This window comes from Ruegeria sp. CG4, from assembly GCF_056537185.1.
The window spans coordinates 151426-167187 of the sequence record NZ_JBQFRB010000003.1 but is presented as its reverse complement, the minus strand read 5'-3'; the positions used below and the strand labels follow the sequence as shown (position 1 = coordinate 167187).

The window sequence follows — 15762 nt, the reverse complement described above, 5'->3', positions numbered from 1 at the left end:
GATCACCCTCTCTCAACCAGCCGCCACTGCGGTTTTAGTCCGATCCCTGAAACGCTCCACCGCTGCAACGTCGCTTTCCGCTTCGAGCATCAGCATCAGCGAATGCAACTGCTCCAGATCACGCAGTTCGACATTGATCAGCAGGCGGTAAAAATCCGGTTTTCGGTCGACAAATTCCAGGTTCGAGATATTGGCCTTTTTCTCGCCGATCAATGTGCAGATTCGCCCCAGCACACCGGCATCATTGCCGATGGTCAGATCAAGTGTCGCGCCATAAACCGCCTGATGGGTGCCGTGATGCCAGTGCAGATCAACCCAACGCTCGGGCTCATCCTCGAATTCGGACAGGCGGTCGCAGTCGATGGCATGGACCACCACGCCCTTGCCGCGATAGGTGATGCCAACGATGCGTTCACCCGGCAGCGGCTGGCAACAGGGCGCGCGGTCGAATTTCTGCCCCGCCTCAAGCCCGATGACCGCGCGGCGCAGCGGGATGGCATCGCCGTCGTCCTGGGTCAGTTCGGGATAGACGGCGCTGACCACCTCGTGCGCGGTCAGTTCGGCGCTGCCGAGACGGGCCAGCAATTCATGACGATCCTTCAGGCGCAGGTGCTTGGCGGCGGTGTCCAGCGCCTTGTCGGTGGCCTTGCGGCCCACATGTTCGAACCCGGCGCGGGCCAGTTCCTTGCCCAGTTTGATGAACCGCTCGCGGTCAACCTCGCGCAGGGCACGACGGATCGAAGTGCGCGCCTTGCCGGTGACGGCAATCTCCAGCCATGTGACCTGCGGCGTCTGGCCATCGGCGGTGATGATGTCCACCGACTGTCCGTTCTTGAGCCGGGTCCACAGCGGCACCCGGATACCATCGACCTTTGCCCCCACGCAGGCATGGCCGATGCGGGTATGGATGGCATAGGCAAAGTCGATCGGTGTCGCGCCGCGCGGCAGTTTCACCACGTCACCCTTGGGGGTGAAGCAGAACACCTGGTCGGAATACATCTCCAACTTGACCGCTTCGAGGAAGTCTTCGTGATCGTCCTCGTTGTCGAACTGTTCGGTCAGATTGGCGATCCATTTGGCCGGGTCGACTGCAAACGGGTTTTCCGAGCGCACCCCATCGCGATAGGACCAGTGCGCGGCGACACCGGTTTCGGCAACGTCATGCATCTGGCGGGTGCGAATCTGAACTTCTACCCGTTTGCCGTCACGCCCCGAAACCGTGGTGTGGATCGAGCGATAGCCGTTCGATTTCGGCTGGCTGATATAATCCTTGAACCGACCGGGCACCGCGCGCCAGCGCTGGTGAATGGCCCCGAGGGTGCGATAGCAATCTTCCTCGCTGGGCGTGATGATGCGGAATCCGTAGATGTCCGAGAGGCGCGAGAAGCCCTGATCCTTTTCCTGCATCTTGCGCCAGATCGAATAGGGTTTCTTGGCGCGGCCAAAGACCTCGGCCTCGATGCCCGCCTTTTCCAGCTCATGCCGCATGTCGCCGGTGATGCGGTGGATCACGTCGCCGGTTTCGCGTTGCAGGGTGATGAAGCGACGGATGATCGACTGGCGGCCTTCCGGGTTCAGGACGCGGAAGGCGAGGTCTTCGAGTTCCTCACGCATCCACTGCATCCCCATGCGGCCTGCGAGCGGCGCATAGATATCCATCGTCTCGCGCGCTTTTTGCACCTGTTTTTCGGGGCGCATCGCCTTGATTGTGCGCATGTTGTGCAGACGGTCAGCCAGCTTGACCAGAATGACCCGCAGGTCCTTGGACATGGCCATGAAAAGCTTGCGGAAATTCTCGGCCTGCTTGGTTTCGCGGCTGGAAAGCTGCAGGTTGGTCAGCTTGGTGACGCCGTCGACCAATTTGGCGACCTCGTCGCCGAACAGTTCCGAGACCTTGCCATAGCTGGCTTTGGTGTCTTCGATCGTGTCGTGCAGCAGCGCCGTGATGATCGTTGCATCATCCAGACGCTGTTCGGTCAGGATGGCGGCAACGGCAACGGGATGGGAAAAATAGGGCTCACCGGAATGGCGGAACTGCCCTTCGTGCATCTGCATCCCGAACTCATAGGCGCGGGCGATGCGATCAGCATTTGTCTTTGGGTTGTAGTTGCGGACCAGCGCAATCAGGTCGTCAGCAGAAATCATCCGGTCCGCACCCTCATTCTTTGGGCTTACCCCTGACCCTGTGCCTCCATCAGAGCGCGCAGGAGCTTTTCTTCCGACATGTCGTCATCGGCAGGCTTGTCCGATTCCGCACCCATCAGCAGCGCCATCTGATCTTCTTCCGGCTCATCAACCTCGATCTGGGTCTGGTTGGCTTCGATCAGACGCTCGCGCAAGTCATCCGCGCTTTGGGTTTCGTCGGCAATCTCGCGCAGCGACACGACGGGGTTCTTGTCGTTGTCACGGTCCACGGTGATCGACGCACCGGCGGAAATCTCGCGCGCACGATGGGCGGCAAGCATTACCAGTTCGAACCGGTTCGGTACCTTGTCTACGCAGTCTTCAACCGTCACGCGGGCCATTGAGCGCTCTCCGTTACTGAATCCATGTCAGGAAGGGGATTATCTAAGCGCGAATCCCGGCATTGACAAGCGGGAAATACCGAAAATGCGCGGATCACAGCGGCGTAACCTGCGCAACATCTTCAGGCGGCAGAGCTGCGACCATCTCGGTCACCGTCCGGTCCAGTACGGGATGCTGCCAGTCGGGCACCACGTCCGCCATCGGAACCAGCACGAAAGCCCGGTCCTGAAGGCGTGGGTGCGGCAGAATCAATTGGTCAGGGGCCTGACGGGCCTGGTCCTGCGTCGGCAGCGTGCGCCAGCGGTCATGTTCCGCCCGGTCCGGATGCACCTGGTCGCCGTAACAGATCAGATCCAGATCCAGCGTCCGCATCCCCCACCTCTGCGCGCGTTCGCGCCCGAACTCATGCTCGACCTCGTGCAGGATCTGAAGCAGGTCCTCCGGTGCCAAATCTGTTTCGATCAAAGCTGCGGCATTGACGTAATCCGGACCCGCACCTGCGGGAAAACAGGGGGTCGCAAAAAAGCGGCTGACAGAGCGAATCACCACACCCCGGTGCGCCAGCGCATCCAGAGATTGACGTAGGGTCATTTCCGGTGCGGCTCCTCTCAGACTGAGATTGGCGCCCAGCGCTACAACCGCGATTAACGAAGAATTAACCATTACACCCCCTATATTCGGCGAATTGCATACTTGCGATACACATTAAAAGCACTAAATTATGGGGTATCGGGGTGCCCATAATTTTTCTCACTCGCTCACTCACGTAACAAGCGGCGCTCTGGATTATACCGGAAGGACCTATTTATGTTTTACAAGGACGAACGGCTGGCGCTGTTCATCGACGGCTCGAATCTTTATGCGGCCGCAAAAGCACTCGGCTTTGATATCGACTACAAGTTGCTGCGTCAGGAATTCATGCGCAGAGGCAAACTGCTTAGAGCTTTTTATTACACGGCGCTACTGGAAAACGACGAATACTCACCCATCCGCCCGCTGGTCGACTGGCTGCACTATAACGGTTTCACCATGGTGACGAAGCCGGCCAAGGAATACACCGACAGCATGGGGCGTCGGAAAGTCAAAGGGAACATGGATATCGAGCTTACCGTCGATGCCATGGAACTGGCACCGCGCGTGGATCATATCGTGCTGTTCTCGGGCGATGGGGATTTCCGCCCGCTGATTGCCAGCCTGCAACGCCAGGGCGTGCGCGTTTCGGTCGTCTCGACCATCCGTAGCCAGCCGCCGATGATCTCGGACGAGCTGCGCCGCCAGGCCGACAACTTTATCGAACTCGAGGACCTGCGCGACGTGATCGGCCGCCCTCCGCGCGAGATGCCCGCTGAGACGCGGAGTGTCGCGGTCGCTGGCGGGCACTGACCCGGCCAACGTTTTCTTGATGGGGAAAAAATATGCGCGGTCAGGATCTGGATCCTGGCCGCGCTTTCTTTAACTAGGAACAGGTGCTGAAACACCATCTTGGTAACACCGATTCATGTCAGATCGATGACGCGGTTCTGTCTGGACCAAGGCCAGGAAAAGAAATACCTGTGCCGTAAGGAGACCGCCCAATGACCAAGCCGCCCCTGACACTCTACCTTGCTGCCCCGCGGGGCTTCTGCGCCGGTGTGGACCGTGCGATCAAGATCGTGGAAATGGCGCTGCAGAAATGGGGCGCGCCTGTCTATGTGCGCCACGAGATCGTGCACAACAAATTCGTGGTCGACGGGTTGCGTGACAAGGGCGCGGTCTTTGTCGAGGAGCTGGACGAATGCCCCGACGACCGGCCGGTGATCTTTTCCGCCCATGGTGTGCCGAAATCGGTTCCCGCGACGGCCGCCCAGCGCGAGATGATCTATGTCGACGCCACCTGCCCGCTGGTGTCCAAGGTCCATGTCGAGGCACAGCGCCACGCGGATGCCGGGCTGCAGATGATCATGATCGGCCACAAGGGCCATCCCGAGACTGTCGGCACCATGGGGCAACTGCCCGATGGCGAGGTGCTGCTGGTGGAAACCGTCGACGATGTGGCGCAGGTACAGGTGCGCGACCCGGGCAAGCTGGCCTTTGTCACGCAGACCACCCTGTCGGTGGATGACACGCGGGATATCGTAGCGGCCCTTGAGGCGCGGTTCCCCGCCATTGTCGGTCCGCACAAGGAAGACATCTGTTACGCCACCACTAACCGGCAGGAAGCGGTCAAGTCGGTGGCACCGAAATCCGACGCCCTGCTGGTGGTGGGCGCGCCGAACTCGTCCAACTCGCGCCGTCTGGTCGAGGTCGCGTCGCGCGCCGGGTGCAATTATGCACAGCTGGTGCAGCGCGCGACCGAGATCGACTGGCGTGCGCTTGAGGGGATTTCCAGCATCGCTATCACCGCCGGAGCCTCGGCCCCCGAAGTGCTGGTCAACGAGGTGATTGATGCCTTCCGCGATCATTACAACGTGACCGTCGAACTGGTTGAGACCGCCGTGGAAAACGTGGAGTTCAAAGTGCCGCGCGTACTGAGGGAACCTGCGTGATGCCGGACCGGAAAACGATCGACGCCTATACCAGCCGGGTATCGGACTATCTGCAGATGCCGCTGCCTGCCGAACAGCTTGAGGCACGACAGGCTTTTGCCGACGCGGTCGGCGCAGGCGGATACGTGCTGGATCTGGGCTCGGGCCCCGGGTCGGACAGTGCGTTTCTGATGCGGCAGGGCCTGAAGGTCAGGGCGCTGGATGCCACGCCAGCCTTTGTGGACCATGCCCGCGAAAACGGGGTGGATGCGCATCTGGGTACGTTCGAGGACGTCACCGAAGAGGCTGAATATGACGGCATATATGCCAGCTTTTCCCTGCTGCACGCCCCACGCGCCGATTTCCCCCGGCATCTGAGCGCGATCCACCGGGCGCTGAAACCCGGCGGCCAGCTGTTTCTGGGCTTGAAGCTGGGTACAGGCGAACATCGCGACGATCTGGACCGGTACTACACCTATTATTCGCAACCCGAGATCGAAACGGCTCTTGCCGATGCCGGTTTCACGCTGGGTCGTTGCGTGACCGGGATGGGAAAAGGGCTGGCCGGGTCCTATGACGGGTTCGTTCTGGTTTTCGCCCATGCCTGATCTGTTTGCCTACACCGATGGTGCCTGTTCGGGAAATCCCGGTCCCGGCGGATGGGGTGTTCTTTTGCGCGCGGTGGATGGCGAACGCATTCTGAAAGAGCGTGAACTGAACGGCGGAGAGGCCGAAACCACCAACAACCGGATGGAATTGCTGGCCGCGATCAGTGCGCTGGAAACACTGGAGCGTTCGTCCGCGATTACCATCGTGACCGACAGCGCCTATGTCAAAAACGGTGTCACCGGCTGGATATTCGGCTGGAAGAAAAACGGCTGGAAGACCTCGAACAAGAAACCGGTCAAGAATGTCGATCTGTGGCAGCGGCTGGACGAAGCACAGTCGCACCATGACGTGACCTGGGAATGGGTCAAAGGCCATGCCGGACACCCCGAGAACGAGCGTGCCGATGAACTGGCCCGTGCCGGAATGGCCCCGTTCAAACCCAAGAAGGCGCAGGCCTGAGCCGCAGTGTCGCCCTGACCAGTGGACGGGCCATCTTCGCGCTGATACCTCACGGTCGTCACAGTGCGAGTATCCGGATGAAAACCAGCCCAGCCATTATTTGCACCTGCCTGAGCCTGCTGGCGTCATGCGGCACGTTCTACCAGCCTGTGCAGTTTGTCGCCCGGGATGATCAGATCATCGCTACCGGCACAATCGATGACACCACGCTTGCCGCCTTTGAAAAGGTCGTCGCGCGCAACCCGGACATCCGGACGCTGGTGTTGTTGAATATCGAAGGGTCGGCGGACGATGACGCCAATGTGGTGTTCAGCCGCGCGGTGCATGATGCAGGGTTCGACATCATCGTTCCGTCAAACGGGCTGATTGCGTCTGGCGGAACGGATCTGTTCCTGGCCGGCAAGCGGCGCATTTTGCAGCCGGGCGCCTGCGTCGGCGTTCACAGCTGGAGCGGGGCAGGTATCGTTGCGACCGAAATTCCAACCACCGACCCCGAACACGACCGCTATCTGGACTATTTCCGCGATATCGGCGCGCCCGAGGAGTTCTATTGGTTCACGCTGGCCGCAGCCCCGGCCGAGGGCATGCATTGGATGACCGCGGCCGAGACTGAACTGTTTGGCATGACAACCGACACCGCCCCGCGGCTTGGATCAGCCGAGGTTTGTGACAACCGCTAGCGGCGCAGCAGGCGCGCGCCGATTTCCTTGACAAACTTGGCCGCGACCATGGCCGTCATGCCATAAGGGTCGCGATGCGGGTTCAGTTCCACGATATCCGCACCGACCAGCTGGCCCTGAAACCGGTTAATCAGATCAATGACCTCGCGCGTGCTGAGTCCACCGGGTTCGTGATGCGAGACACCGGGCGCAAAGGCCGGGTCCAGCGCATCCAGATCCAGCGACAGGTAGACCGGACCTTCGAAAGAAATCTGCAGGTCGGATCGCCAGTTGCGCATGTCGATGACCTCGACCCCGAACTTTTCGGCCTGCTCTCGCTGATGGGTGTTCATCGTCCGGATGCCAACTTGCACCAGACGGTTGATCCGGCAGCTTTCCATCACGCGGGCAAAGGGGCATCCATGGCCAAGCGGGCCGATATCCTGTTCGTCATACAGATCGGGGTGTGAATCGATATGCAGGATGTTCAGCCCTTCGTACCGTTCGGAATGCGCCTTGATCAGTGGAAAGGCGACCGAATGATCGCCGCCCAGCGACAACAACCGCGCGCCTGTGGCGATGCGCTCGGCTGCCCCTGTTTCGATCCGGTCAATGGGTTCCTGGCCGCGCATCTCGAACACGTCCAGATCGCCCGTGTCCCTGAACCGGTCGGTCGCGCCCAGATCGGTGCCGTCTTCGGCGGTCAGATTGGCGGCACCGGAATGCAACGCCTCGCGGATGCGGCCCGGGGCAAAGGCCGGACCTTGCAGGAATGAGGAATGCAGGTCCAGCGGGACACCCATCAGGGCGACGTCACCCGGTTTCAGATCCGGTTTCAGATCATGCGGCATTGGACTTCCTTACGTTGCGGATCGGCCGTGATCTGGCCCTTAACGCACCGAAAGGTCAAGACATCAGCGCCGCAGGTAATTCTGCCACAGCCAGATCACCAGAAGCGCGCCCAAAACAGCGCCGACGAAGCCGGAAAGCCAGCCCATCACAGTCACCAGCATCCGCAACACAAAGCCGCCAATCAGAGCGCCAACGATGCCAATCAGCATGGTGGTAGGAATATCGGCCTCGATCCGCATCAATCGCGTGGCGAGGAAACCTGCGGCGGCTCCGATCACGATCAAGGCGACAACCGGCATGTCATTTCCTCCAATGCGTCGGCACGATGATCAGGGCCCCGATGGAGGACAGCATTGCGTCCAGACCGGGCGGGCCAAAGCTGATGCCGAACATGATACGGACGAAATAGAACAGAAAAGCCCCGCCAACGCAGATGATGATCGAGGGCAGATATCCGTTATGCGTAAAGCCCGTCTTTTCAGCCAGATACCCCACAATTCCGGCGATCACGACGGTGCCCATCAGGATCATGAACATTCAGCTTACTCCGCAGACATCCGGGTGCCGGTTGGGATCGGCCAGCCCCGCAGAAAGGTTTCCCTATCCTGCGCGCCTTTGCCCGCCCTTTGCAAGCGCAGCAGTTCGACCGCCCCGTCACCGCAGGCCACGCGCAGGGTTGCATCCAGAACTTCGCCCGGTGCGCCCTGCCCTTCGGCCAGACGCGACCCCAGCAGCTTGATGCGCTCGCCGCTGATATCCGTCCATGCGCCGGGAAACGGTGACAGGCCGCGGATCTGGCGATCAACCTCGACGGCGGGCCGTGCCCAGTCGATGCGCGCCTCGGCCTTGTCAATCTTGGTGGCATAGGTCACGCCATCATCGGGCTGCGGCTCGGGTGTCAGATCAGGCAGTTTGGCAAGCGCTTTGACGATCAGCCCGGCACCCATGTCAGACAGCCGGTCGTGCAATTGGACCGTCGTCTCCTCGGGCCCGATATCAGTTGCCTGACGCAGCAGGACCGGGCCTGTATCCAGTCCGGCCTCCATCTGCATGATGCAGATACCAGTCTGCGCGTCCCCCGACATGATCGCCCGGTGGATCGGGGCGGCGCCGCGCCATCGCGGCAGCAGGCTGGCATGGATGTTCAGACACCCCCGCGCGGGCGCATCCAGAACGGGTTGCGGCAGGAGCAGCCCATAGGCGACAACAACGGCCACATCTGCCTTCAGTGCCGCGAATTTGGCCTGTTCTTCGGTTGATTTCAGCGAAACGGGATGGCGGACGGTCAGGCCCAGCGCCTCGGCGCGGGCATGTACGGGGGTCGGACGGTCTTTTTTTCCACGTCCGGCCGGGCGCGGCGGCTGGCAATAGACGGCGGCGATCTCGTGCCCGGCCTCGACCAGCGCATCCAGCACCGGGACCGAGAAATCAGGGGTTCCCATGAAGATTATGCGCATCGTCGGCTCCGGAAGTACTGGGGTGCCGGGCTGAAGCCCGGCCTACGTGATTTTCTTGGCCTTGCGCAGCAGCATGTCGCGTTTGACCTTGCTGAGGCGGTCGAAATACATCCGTCCGTTCAGGTGGTCGATCTGATGCTGAACGCTTGTCGCCTCGATCCCGACAAAGTCGCGGCGGTCGACGACGCCCTGTTCATTGATGTATTTCACCGTCACCGCGCGCGGACGCTTCACGTTGGCCGACACACCGGGCAGGTTCGGGCTGGCCTCATCATGCTCGCGCAGCTCAATGGAACTGTGCAGGATTTCCGGGTTTGCCAGCCGGATCGCCCGGCCCCGCTCGGTCGAGCCATCGACTACGGCCAGCCGCAGCATGACGCCGATCTGAGGCGCAGCGAGGCCAACGCCCGGCATCGCCTCCATCGTGTCGATCATGTCGTTCCAGATGGCGCGAATTTCGTCGGTAATCTCGGTGACGTCATCGGCCTTTGTGCGCAGGCGCTTGTCCGGCCAGGGCAGGCAGGTGCGGACGGTCATGTCCGGGCCCGTTCACGTTTGAGCTTCTGCATCTTGCGGGTGATCATCTGGCGTTTGAGCGGTTTGAGATAGTCGATGAACAACTTGCCGTTCAGGTGGTCGATCTCATGCTGAACGCAGGTTGCCCACAAACCGTCAAATGTTTCGGTGCGTGCATTGCCGTTCTCGTCCATCCAGGCCACGTCCACCACCTTGGGGCGGGTCACTTCGGCATACTGTTCAGGGATCGACAGGCAGCCTTCCTCATAGACATTGGTTTCTTCCGAGGCGGCGATGACTTCCGGGTTGAACATGATCAGCGGGCGCGGCGCTTCGCCCTCTTCCTTGACGCAATCCAGCACGATCAGCCGCTCGAGCACGCCGATCTGCGGCGCGGCAAGGCCAATGCCGGGCGCATCATACATCGTCTCCAGCATGTCGTCGGCCAGCGTGCGCAGCGCGTCCGTCAGGTCGGCCACAGGCGCGCAGACCTTTTTCAGGCGGGGGTCGGGATGGATCAGAATATCACGTTTCATGAGGCTGATTTAGGGCAACGCGCGCCCAGCCGCAACGCCCCCCCTTGCGCTTGTGTCAATAGTGGCTAGCTTTCGGCGTGACAAATGGAGCAGACATGACTTTCAACGACCCGATCGACCGCCGCGAAACCAACTGTACCAAGTGGGACAAGATGGAACAGTTGTACGGGGTTTCACCCCGGGACGGTTTGGCGATGTGGACGGCGGATTCCGATTATGCCACTGCGCCTTGCGTGATCGAAGCGGTGCGCGCGGCGGCCGATCAAGGGACTTTCGGGTATTCCTGGCAGCACCCGCAATACCTTGAGGCCATCGCCTGGTGGATGAAAACCCGGCACAACTGGCAAATCGACACTGACTGGGTGCTGTCTGCGCAAGGCCTGGGTAATGCCATTGCACTGTGTCTGGATGTCTGGAGCGAACCGGGTGATGGCGTGGTCATTTTCCCGCCGGTTTACCACGAGTTTGCCCATAAGGTGAACAAGACCGGGCGGCGCGTCGTGGAATGCCCGTTGGTGCGCGACGGTGATACATACGCGCTGGATCTGGAAGATGCGCAGTCGCGGCTGGACGGGTCCGAGAAGCTGCTGCTTTGGTGTTCGCCGCAGAACCCGTCGGGCCGGGTCTGGAAGCCGGATGAACTGCGGGCTGTTGCCGCCTTTGCAGAACGCAACGGGCTGCTTCTGGTTTCAGACGAAGTTCACCACGATCTGGTCTATCCTGGAAACACCTTCGTGCCGATGGATGTCGCCGCCCCCGAGGCACGGCCCCGGACGGTGACGCTGACGGCGGCGTCCAAGACGTTCAACATCGCGGGTCAACGCACCGGCAACCTGATCATCCCTGACGACAAGCTGCGCGCCACGATGCGGCACCGGCTTTACACGCTGGACTATGATCCATCCGCTCTGGGTGTTGCCATGGTTACCGCCGCCTATTCCCCGGCGGGGGCGCAATGGGTCGATGCGCAGATCGCGCATCTGATCGACAACCGGAAACTGTTCGATGCCGCCATCGCCGAAATTCCCGGACTGTGGTCGATGCCGTTGCAGGCGACCTATCTGGCCTGGGTCGATTTCTCGGGCACTGGGATGGATCACGCCGAATTTGTCCGCCGCCTGCGCGAGGATGCAAAGATCGCGACCTCATGGGGCCCCGGTTTCGGCACGGGCGGCGAGACGTTTGAGCGGTTCAATCTGGCGACCCAGCGATCGCGGGTCGAAGACGCCTGCGCCCGGCTGAAACGGGCGTTTGGCGACTTGCAGTAACAGGTGCGCCGGGCCTTTCTGATCAAGAAATCTGCCCGGCGCCTGACCGCTACTCTGAACGGCGCGGTGGTGATGCAGCCCGATATCGCGCTGGGGTTTGCAGCGGATGGCAATAAGGTACGGGGAGGCGACGGCAATACGCCCGAGGGTATTTTCGCCGTCAATCGCGACAATCCGCAAAGCGCATTTCACCTGTCCATTGGGATTGATTATCCGCAACCGAAGGGCATCGCCCTTGCGCGGCAATAGGGGTTGATCCCCGTGGCGATATTTTCATCCACTGGCAACCCATCGGCATTGTCGGACCGACCTTGCCCGGCGATTGGACAGCAGGCTGCATTACGACTTCCAATATCGAGATAGCACAGTTTTGGAGCCTTACGGAACACGGTAGGACGGTGGAAATCCGCCCCTAGTCCTCATGCCCCAGAAGTGCGATCGGCGCATCGGGGGATCGGTAGAAATCCAGCGGAGCGCTGTCGGCGGCAACGGTGTTGCGCTTGAATTCATAACGCATTTCGCCCGCTTCCTCTTCATCGGCGATGATCAGGCATTGGTACAGGTGGGTTGCTCCGTCATATATGTCGACCAGCCCGCGCAAGCGCGGGGTCGTCGCGGCCTCGACCGAGAAACCGTCTTTCCACAATTTGAGGATCTTGAAGTAATTGTCGCCCATCTCCACCCGCAAACGGCTGGTTTTCTTCAATGTGGCGATTCGCGCGGCGTCCAACTCGGCGCGCATTTCCTTTGAAACATACGTACTCATACAAAAATTCCCCTTCGGTGCCCTTTATTGTGAGGGCATGGATGTAAAAATCCAGTGAACCGGGTCACATGGCGCGGCTTGCCAATGATCTGTTGCACGAAAATCCCAGCGCCGGATGTGCACGGGCGCAGACCGGTTGCGCGCTTGGTGACGTAGGAAGGTCCGGCGCGGCATCATATGTTTTGGGGAACTGCAAACGGAGGAGCCGATATGGGCCTGCTGATCGACGGCACGTGGCATGACACCTGGTATGACACCAAATCAACCGGCGGAGCTTTCAAACGCTCGGCCGCGCAGTTTCGGAACTGGCTGACCGCCGATGGCAGCCCCGGCCCGTCGGGCAGAGGCGGGTTCGCGGCGGAAAGCGGGCGCTATCACCTGTATGTCAGTTTTGCCTGCCCCTGGGCGCACCGCACGCTGATCTTTCGGGAACTGAAGGGTCTTCGCGATCATGTCTCCGTGTCGGTGGTCAACCCGGACATGCTGGATCAGGGGTGGACATTCGAACCGGGCGCGCAAGGTGCCACGGGCGACACGCTTTATGGTCTGACCCATGCCCATCAGATCTACACCAAAGCCGATCCTGCCTATTCGGGCCGTGTGACCGTGCCGATCCTTTGGGACAAGGCGCAGGAGACGATCGTGTCGAACGAAAGCTCGGAAATCATCCGGATGTTTAACAGCGCCTTCAACGGGATCACCGGCAATACCGATGACTATTGGCCCGAGGCAATGCGGGATGAGATCGAAGCAGTCAACGCCCGCATCTATTCCGACGTCAACAACGGTGTCTACAAATCAGGCTTTGCCACCACACAGGAAGCTTACGACGCGGCCGTGCATCCGTTGTTCGACACGCTGGACTGGCTGGAGGAGAGGCTGGCCCGGAACCGCTACCTAATGGGGGACCGCGTGACCGAGGCCGACTGGCGGCTGTTCACCACCCTGATCCGGTTCGATCCAGTCTATCATCTGCATTTCAAGTGCAACAAACGGCGGCTGATCGATTACCCGAACCTCTGGGCCTATACGCGCGAACTGTATCAGTGGCCGGGCGTCGCGCAGACGGTGAACATGAACCACATCGTGCGCCACTATCACTATAGCCACGACAGCATAAACCCGCATCGCATCATTCCCGTGAACCCGGTGCTGGATTATTCAGAACCGCACCGGCGCGATCAGCGACCCGCCGCGTAATGCTCGATCATCGCCGCCAGATCCTCTGGCGGCGTTTCGCTTTGCACATAAGCGCAGGCATTGGGACTGTGGGCAAAGATCGAACCGTCCGAGAAGAACGTTGTGTTGGTGACAAAGATCACCCGCGCCTCGGGGCGGCGATAGCTGGCAAAATCCGCGACCGCCAGCGCGCTGCCGGTTTCCAGAACCAAGTCAAGAACGATAACGTCAAAGGCCGTTCCGTAAAGCGCAAGGATCGCAGCCTCCTGGCCGGCGACGAGCGTAACGATCGCGCCTTGTCTTTCCAGATGCCTTTTCCAGACCCGACCAAGGTCGGGGTTACTCTCAACAATCAGAACATTCATTTGCAACAACCTCGGCACTTGATAAGGTGAACGGTGCCGACCCCCGTAATTCGTGATCACGCGATTTCCTTAACAAAGTGTTAATGACGGCCTTGAGGGACCCCGATCACGCGGATTTGCTTGTCAAAATGGCAAAAATCCGCTTGAAGCGGGCTGAATCGGGCGTTTTGGGGCAGAATTCACATGATCGGCGGCGATAACAACCTGAACCCGCGCAGCACCCGGGATCACGGCGGCGGGCTGGACGGGGCCATCCGGTGCTATGGTGGCACGCGCAGCGACTGGATTGATCTGTCGACCGGGATCAACCCTCATCCCTACGATGTTTCCGGGCTGGTGCCATCTGACTGGACGGAATTGCCCGATCACGGCGCGTTCGAGCGTCTGACCCAGGCTGCGCGCCAGTTCTGGTCGGTTCCCGATGAGGCCGCGATTCTGCCCGCGCCCGGCGCGTCGGCCCTGATCGCCCGCATTCCCGCGCTTGCAGCAACGGGGCGGGTCCGGATCACGATGCCCACCTATAATGAACACGCGGCGGCCTTTGCCGCACAGGGCTGGTCAGTCACCGGGGACGGCGCGGCCGAGGCCCGGGTGATCGTGCACCCCAACAACCCGGATGGCCGGATCTGGGCCGAGCGCGACGCCGATTCTCCGCTGACTGTGATTGACGAGAGCTTTTGCGACGTCACACCCGGCGCCTCACTGATCCGTCTGTCGGACCGTCCCGGCACAATCGTTCTGAAAAGTTTTGGCAAGTTCTGGGGGCTGGCGGGGTTGCGGCTGGGCTTTGCCGTCGGTCCGAAGGAAATGATCGCCCGACTGAACGATCTGACCGGACCATGGGCGGTATCGGGTCCGGCCCTGCGTATCGGAACCCGGGCGCTGCAGGACACCGGCTGGGCCGAGGCCACCCGTGCAAGATTGAGTGACGAAGCCGCACAGCTGGACAGGCTGGTCACGCACAAGGGCGCAAGGCTGGTCGGTGGAACGACCCTGTTCCGCTTCTACGAGGTGGACAATGCCGCCGCCTGGCAGGACCGTCTGGCCCACGCCCATATCTGGAGCCGCATCTTTCCCTATTCCGAAACCTATCTGCGTCTTGGCCTGCCGCCCGCCAACGGCTGGGACAGGCTTGAGGCCGCGCTGTGACTGGCGCGTTCGTGCTGATCTGCGCCATGTCCCTGGACGCTGCGCTGGGTGAACCGGACTGGCTGTGGTCGCGGTTGCGTCACCCTGCAGTGGTAATCGGCAATGCAATCGGCTGGCTGGACAAGCGCCTGAACCATGGGGCCGGAAGACGGCTCAAGGGTGTCGGGGTTGTCGCCCTGCTGGTTGTTGCGTCGGTCCTGATTGGCTGGGCGCTCTCGCTTCTGGGATGGATGGCCGAGGTCGTGATCTGCGCCATCCTGCTGGCGCAGAAATCGCTTGTGTCGCATGTAAAGGACGTGGCGGACGGGTTGCGAGTATCCCTGCCCGAAGGGCGCGCGAAGGTCGCGATGATCGTGTCGCGTGATACGCGCGACATGAGCGAGGCGCAGGTTGCACGCTCGGCCATCGAAAGCGCCGCCGAGAACCTGAGCGACGGGGTGATCGCGCCGGCCTTCTGGTTTCTGGTCGCGGGGCTTCCGGGCCTGCTGATCTACAAGGCCGTGAACACCGCCGACAGCATGATCGGCTATCGCAACGACAAATATCGGGAATTCGGCTGGGCCGCGGCCCGGTTCGACGATCTGCTGAACCTGATCCCGGCCCGGCTGACCGGTCTGATGATCGTGGCGTTGTCGGGACAATGGAACCGCTGGCCTGAAATTACAGGGGATGCACACCGACACATCTCGCCCAATGCAGGCTGGCCCGAAGCTGCTATGGCGCGGGCGCTGAACGTGGCACTGGCCGGACCGCGCAGCTACGACGGGCAGGTGCGCGATCTGGCCTGGGTCAATGGCGAAGCCCCGCGCGAGATCGGCGCGACAGAGGTTTTCCGCGCATGTGACATGCTTTGGCGGGTTTGGGGGCTTGCACTGGGCCTCGTGTCAGTGTGGGTTGGGCTTAACTTTATTTTCTGA

Annotated in this window: 22 protein-coding genes; 11 read left to right on the top strand and 11 right to left on the bottom strand. The window is 61.0% G+C overall.

Annotation, left to right across the window (positions count from 1 at the left end; genetic code table 11):
* Positions 1-12 precede the first annotated feature (12 nt).
* From ACR0J2_RS10230 to folK, 3 genes are all read right to left on the bottom strand, one after another.
* Entirely contained in the window at positions 13-2145 is a 2133-nt protein-coding gene (locus ACR0J2_RS10230) for a RelA/SpoT family protein (RefSeq protein ID WP_170611933.1), read from the bottom strand.
* Positions 2146-2171: 26 nt separating this feature from the next.
* Entirely contained in the window at positions 2172-2525 is a 354-nt protein-coding gene (gene rpoZ / locus ACR0J2_RS10225; RefSeq protein WP_170611935.1) for a DNA-directed RNA polymerase subunit omega, read from the bottom strand.
* 94 nt (positions 2526-2619) lie between these two features.
* The gene (gene folK / locus ACR0J2_RS10220) at positions 2620-3189 is read right to left on the bottom strand and encodes a 2-amino-4-hydroxy-6-hydroxymethyldihydropteridine diphosphokinase (RefSeq protein ID WP_480812503.1); all 570 of its coding nucleotides are present in this window, start codon (positions 3187-3189) and stop codon (positions 2620-2622) included.
* A 144-nt stretch (positions 3190-3333) separates the two neighbouring features.
* Between folK and ACR0J2_RS10215 the strand changes: the two genes are divergently transcribed.
* The 5 genes from ACR0J2_RS10215 to ACR0J2_RS10195 all read left to right on the top strand — a co-directional run bounded on the left by ACR0J2_RS10215 (position 3334) and on the right by ACR0J2_RS10195 (position 6778).
* Positions 3334-3909 (top strand): LabA-like NYN domain-containing protein, encoded by a 576-nt coding sequence (locus ACR0J2_RS10215; protein ID WP_170611939.1) that lies wholly within the window; start codon positions 3334-3336, stop codon positions 3907-3909.
* A gap of 191 nt (positions 3910-4100) precedes the next feature.
* Entirely contained in the window at positions 4101-5051 is a 951-nt protein-coding gene (ispH, locus tag ACR0J2_RS10210) for a 4-hydroxy-3-methylbut-2-enyl diphosphate reductase (protein WP_170619192.1), read from the top strand.
* Complete coding sequence (locus ACR0J2_RS10205) at positions 5051-5638, top strand: class I SAM-dependent methyltransferase (protein ID WP_480812502.1); 588 nt, start codon at positions 5051-5053, stop codon at positions 5636-5638. Before ispH ends, ACR0J2_RS10205 begins: the two co-directional genes overlap by 1 nt.
* Entirely contained in the window at positions 5631-6098 is a 468-nt protein-coding gene (gene rnhA / locus ACR0J2_RS10200; RefSeq protein ID WP_170611945.1) for a ribonuclease HI, read from the top strand. Before ACR0J2_RS10205 ends, rnhA begins: the two co-directional genes overlap by 8 nt.
* Before the next feature lie 77 nt (positions 6099-6175).
* Complete coding sequence (locus tag ACR0J2_RS10195) at positions 6176-6778, top strand: COG3904 family protein (protein ID WP_480812501.1); 603 nt, start codon at positions 6176-6178, stop codon at positions 6776-6778.
* Here the strand turns inward: ACR0J2_RS10195 and speB are convergent.
* The 6 genes from speB to def (ACR0J2_RS10165) all read right to left on the bottom strand — a co-directional run bounded on the left by speB (position 6775) and on the right by def (ACR0J2_RS10165) (position 10118).
* On the bottom strand, positions 6775-7608 hold the full coding sequence (gene speB, locus ACR0J2_RS10190; RefSeq protein WP_170619196.1) for an agmatinase: 834 nt from the start codon (positions 7606-7608) through the stop codon (positions 6775-6777). The genes ACR0J2_RS10195 and speB overlap by 4 nt on opposite strands.
* A gap of 63 nt (positions 7609-7671) precedes the next feature.
* Positions 7672-7908 (bottom strand): GlsB/YeaQ/YmgE family stress response membrane protein, encoded by a 237-nt coding sequence (locus tag ACR0J2_RS10185; RefSeq protein WP_170611951.1) that lies wholly within the window; start codon positions 7906-7908, stop codon positions 7672-7674.
* Position 7909: 1 nt separating this feature from the next.
* Positions 7910-8146, bottom strand: coding sequence for a hypothetical protein (locus ACR0J2_RS10180; RefSeq protein ID WP_170611953.1), 237 nt, complete (start codon positions 8144-8146; stop codon positions 7910-7912).
* A 5-nt stretch (positions 8147-8151) separates the two neighbouring features.
* Positions 8152-9066, bottom strand: coding sequence for a methionyl-tRNA formyltransferase (fmt, locus tag ACR0J2_RS10175; protein WP_480812500.1), 915 nt, complete (start codon positions 9064-9066; stop codon positions 8152-8154).
* Positions 9067-9108: 42 nt separating this feature from the next.
* Positions 9109-9603, bottom strand: coding sequence for a peptide deformylase (gene def, locus ACR0J2_RS10170; protein ID WP_480812499.1), 495 nt, complete (start codon positions 9601-9603; stop codon positions 9109-9111).
* On the bottom strand, positions 9600-10118 hold the full coding sequence (def, locus tag ACR0J2_RS10165) for a peptide deformylase (protein WP_170611959.1): 519 nt from the start codon (positions 10116-10118) through the stop codon (positions 9600-9602). Before def (ACR0J2_RS10165) ends, def (ACR0J2_RS10170) begins: the two co-directional genes overlap by 4 nt.
* A 95-nt stretch (positions 10119-10213) precedes the next feature.
* Here def (ACR0J2_RS10165) and ACR0J2_RS10160 point away from each other — a divergent pair, with 95 nt between their 5' ends.
* From ACR0J2_RS10160 to ACR0J2_RS10150, 3 genes are read left to right on the top strand one after another with little or no spacing between them, the layout of a single operon-like run.
* Positions 10214-11386 (top strand): MalY/PatB family protein, encoded by a 1173-nt coding sequence (locus tag ACR0J2_RS10160; protein WP_480812498.1) that lies wholly within the window; start codon positions 10214-10216, stop codon positions 11384-11386.
* Positions 11387-11389: 3 nt separating this feature from the next.
* Positions 11390-11635, top strand: coding sequence for a hypothetical protein (locus ACR0J2_RS10155; RefSeq protein WP_480812497.1), 246 nt, complete (start codon positions 11390-11392; stop codon positions 11633-11635).
* Positions 11632-11802, top strand: coding sequence for a L,D-transpeptidase family protein (locus ACR0J2_RS10150; protein WP_480812725.1), 171 nt, complete (start codon positions 11632-11634; stop codon positions 11800-11802). Before ACR0J2_RS10155 ends, ACR0J2_RS10150 begins: the two co-directional genes overlap by 4 nt.
* On the opposite strand, the gene ACR0J2_RS10145 is transcribed toward ACR0J2_RS10150, so the two are convergent.
* Positions 11799-12152: a hypothetical protein gene (locus ACR0J2_RS10145; protein WP_170681560.1), complete on the bottom strand. Its 354-nt coding sequence runs from the start codon at positions 12150-12152 to the stop codon at positions 11799-11801. The genes ACR0J2_RS10150 and ACR0J2_RS10145 overlap by 4 nt on opposite strands.
* A gap of 210 nt (positions 12153-12362) precedes the next feature.
* On the opposite strand from ACR0J2_RS10145, the gene ACR0J2_RS10140 reads away from it, so the two are divergent.
* The gene (locus ACR0J2_RS10140; protein WP_480812496.1) at positions 12363-13352 is read left to right on the top strand and encodes a glutathione S-transferase family protein; all 990 of its coding nucleotides are present in this window, start codon (positions 12363-12365) and stop codon (positions 13350-13352) included.
* On the opposite strand, the gene ACR0J2_RS10135 is transcribed toward ACR0J2_RS10140, so the two are convergent.
* The gene (locus tag ACR0J2_RS10135) at positions 13334-13696 is read right to left on the bottom strand and encodes a response regulator transcription factor (protein WP_170611970.1); all 363 of its coding nucleotides are present in this window, start codon (positions 13694-13696) and stop codon (positions 13334-13336) included. The two genes, ACR0J2_RS10140 and ACR0J2_RS10135, sit on opposite strands and share 19 nt — an antisense overlap.
* 183 nt (positions 13697-13879) lie before the next feature.
* Here ACR0J2_RS10135 and ACR0J2_RS10130 point away from each other — a divergent pair, with 183 nt between their 5' ends.
* Together ACR0J2_RS10130 and cbiB are read left to right on the top strand one after the other, a co-directional pair.
* The gene (locus ACR0J2_RS10130; RefSeq protein WP_480812495.1) at positions 13880-14845 is read left to right on the top strand and encodes a threonine-phosphate decarboxylase; all 966 of its coding nucleotides are present in this window, start codon (positions 13880-13882) and stop codon (positions 14843-14845) included.
* A complete protein-coding gene (gene cbiB, locus ACR0J2_RS10125; RefSeq protein WP_480812494.1) occupies positions 14842-15762 on the top strand; it encodes an adenosylcobinamide-phosphate synthase CbiB in 921 nt (306 codons plus the stop codon). Before ACR0J2_RS10130 ends, cbiB begins: the two co-directional genes overlap by 4 nt.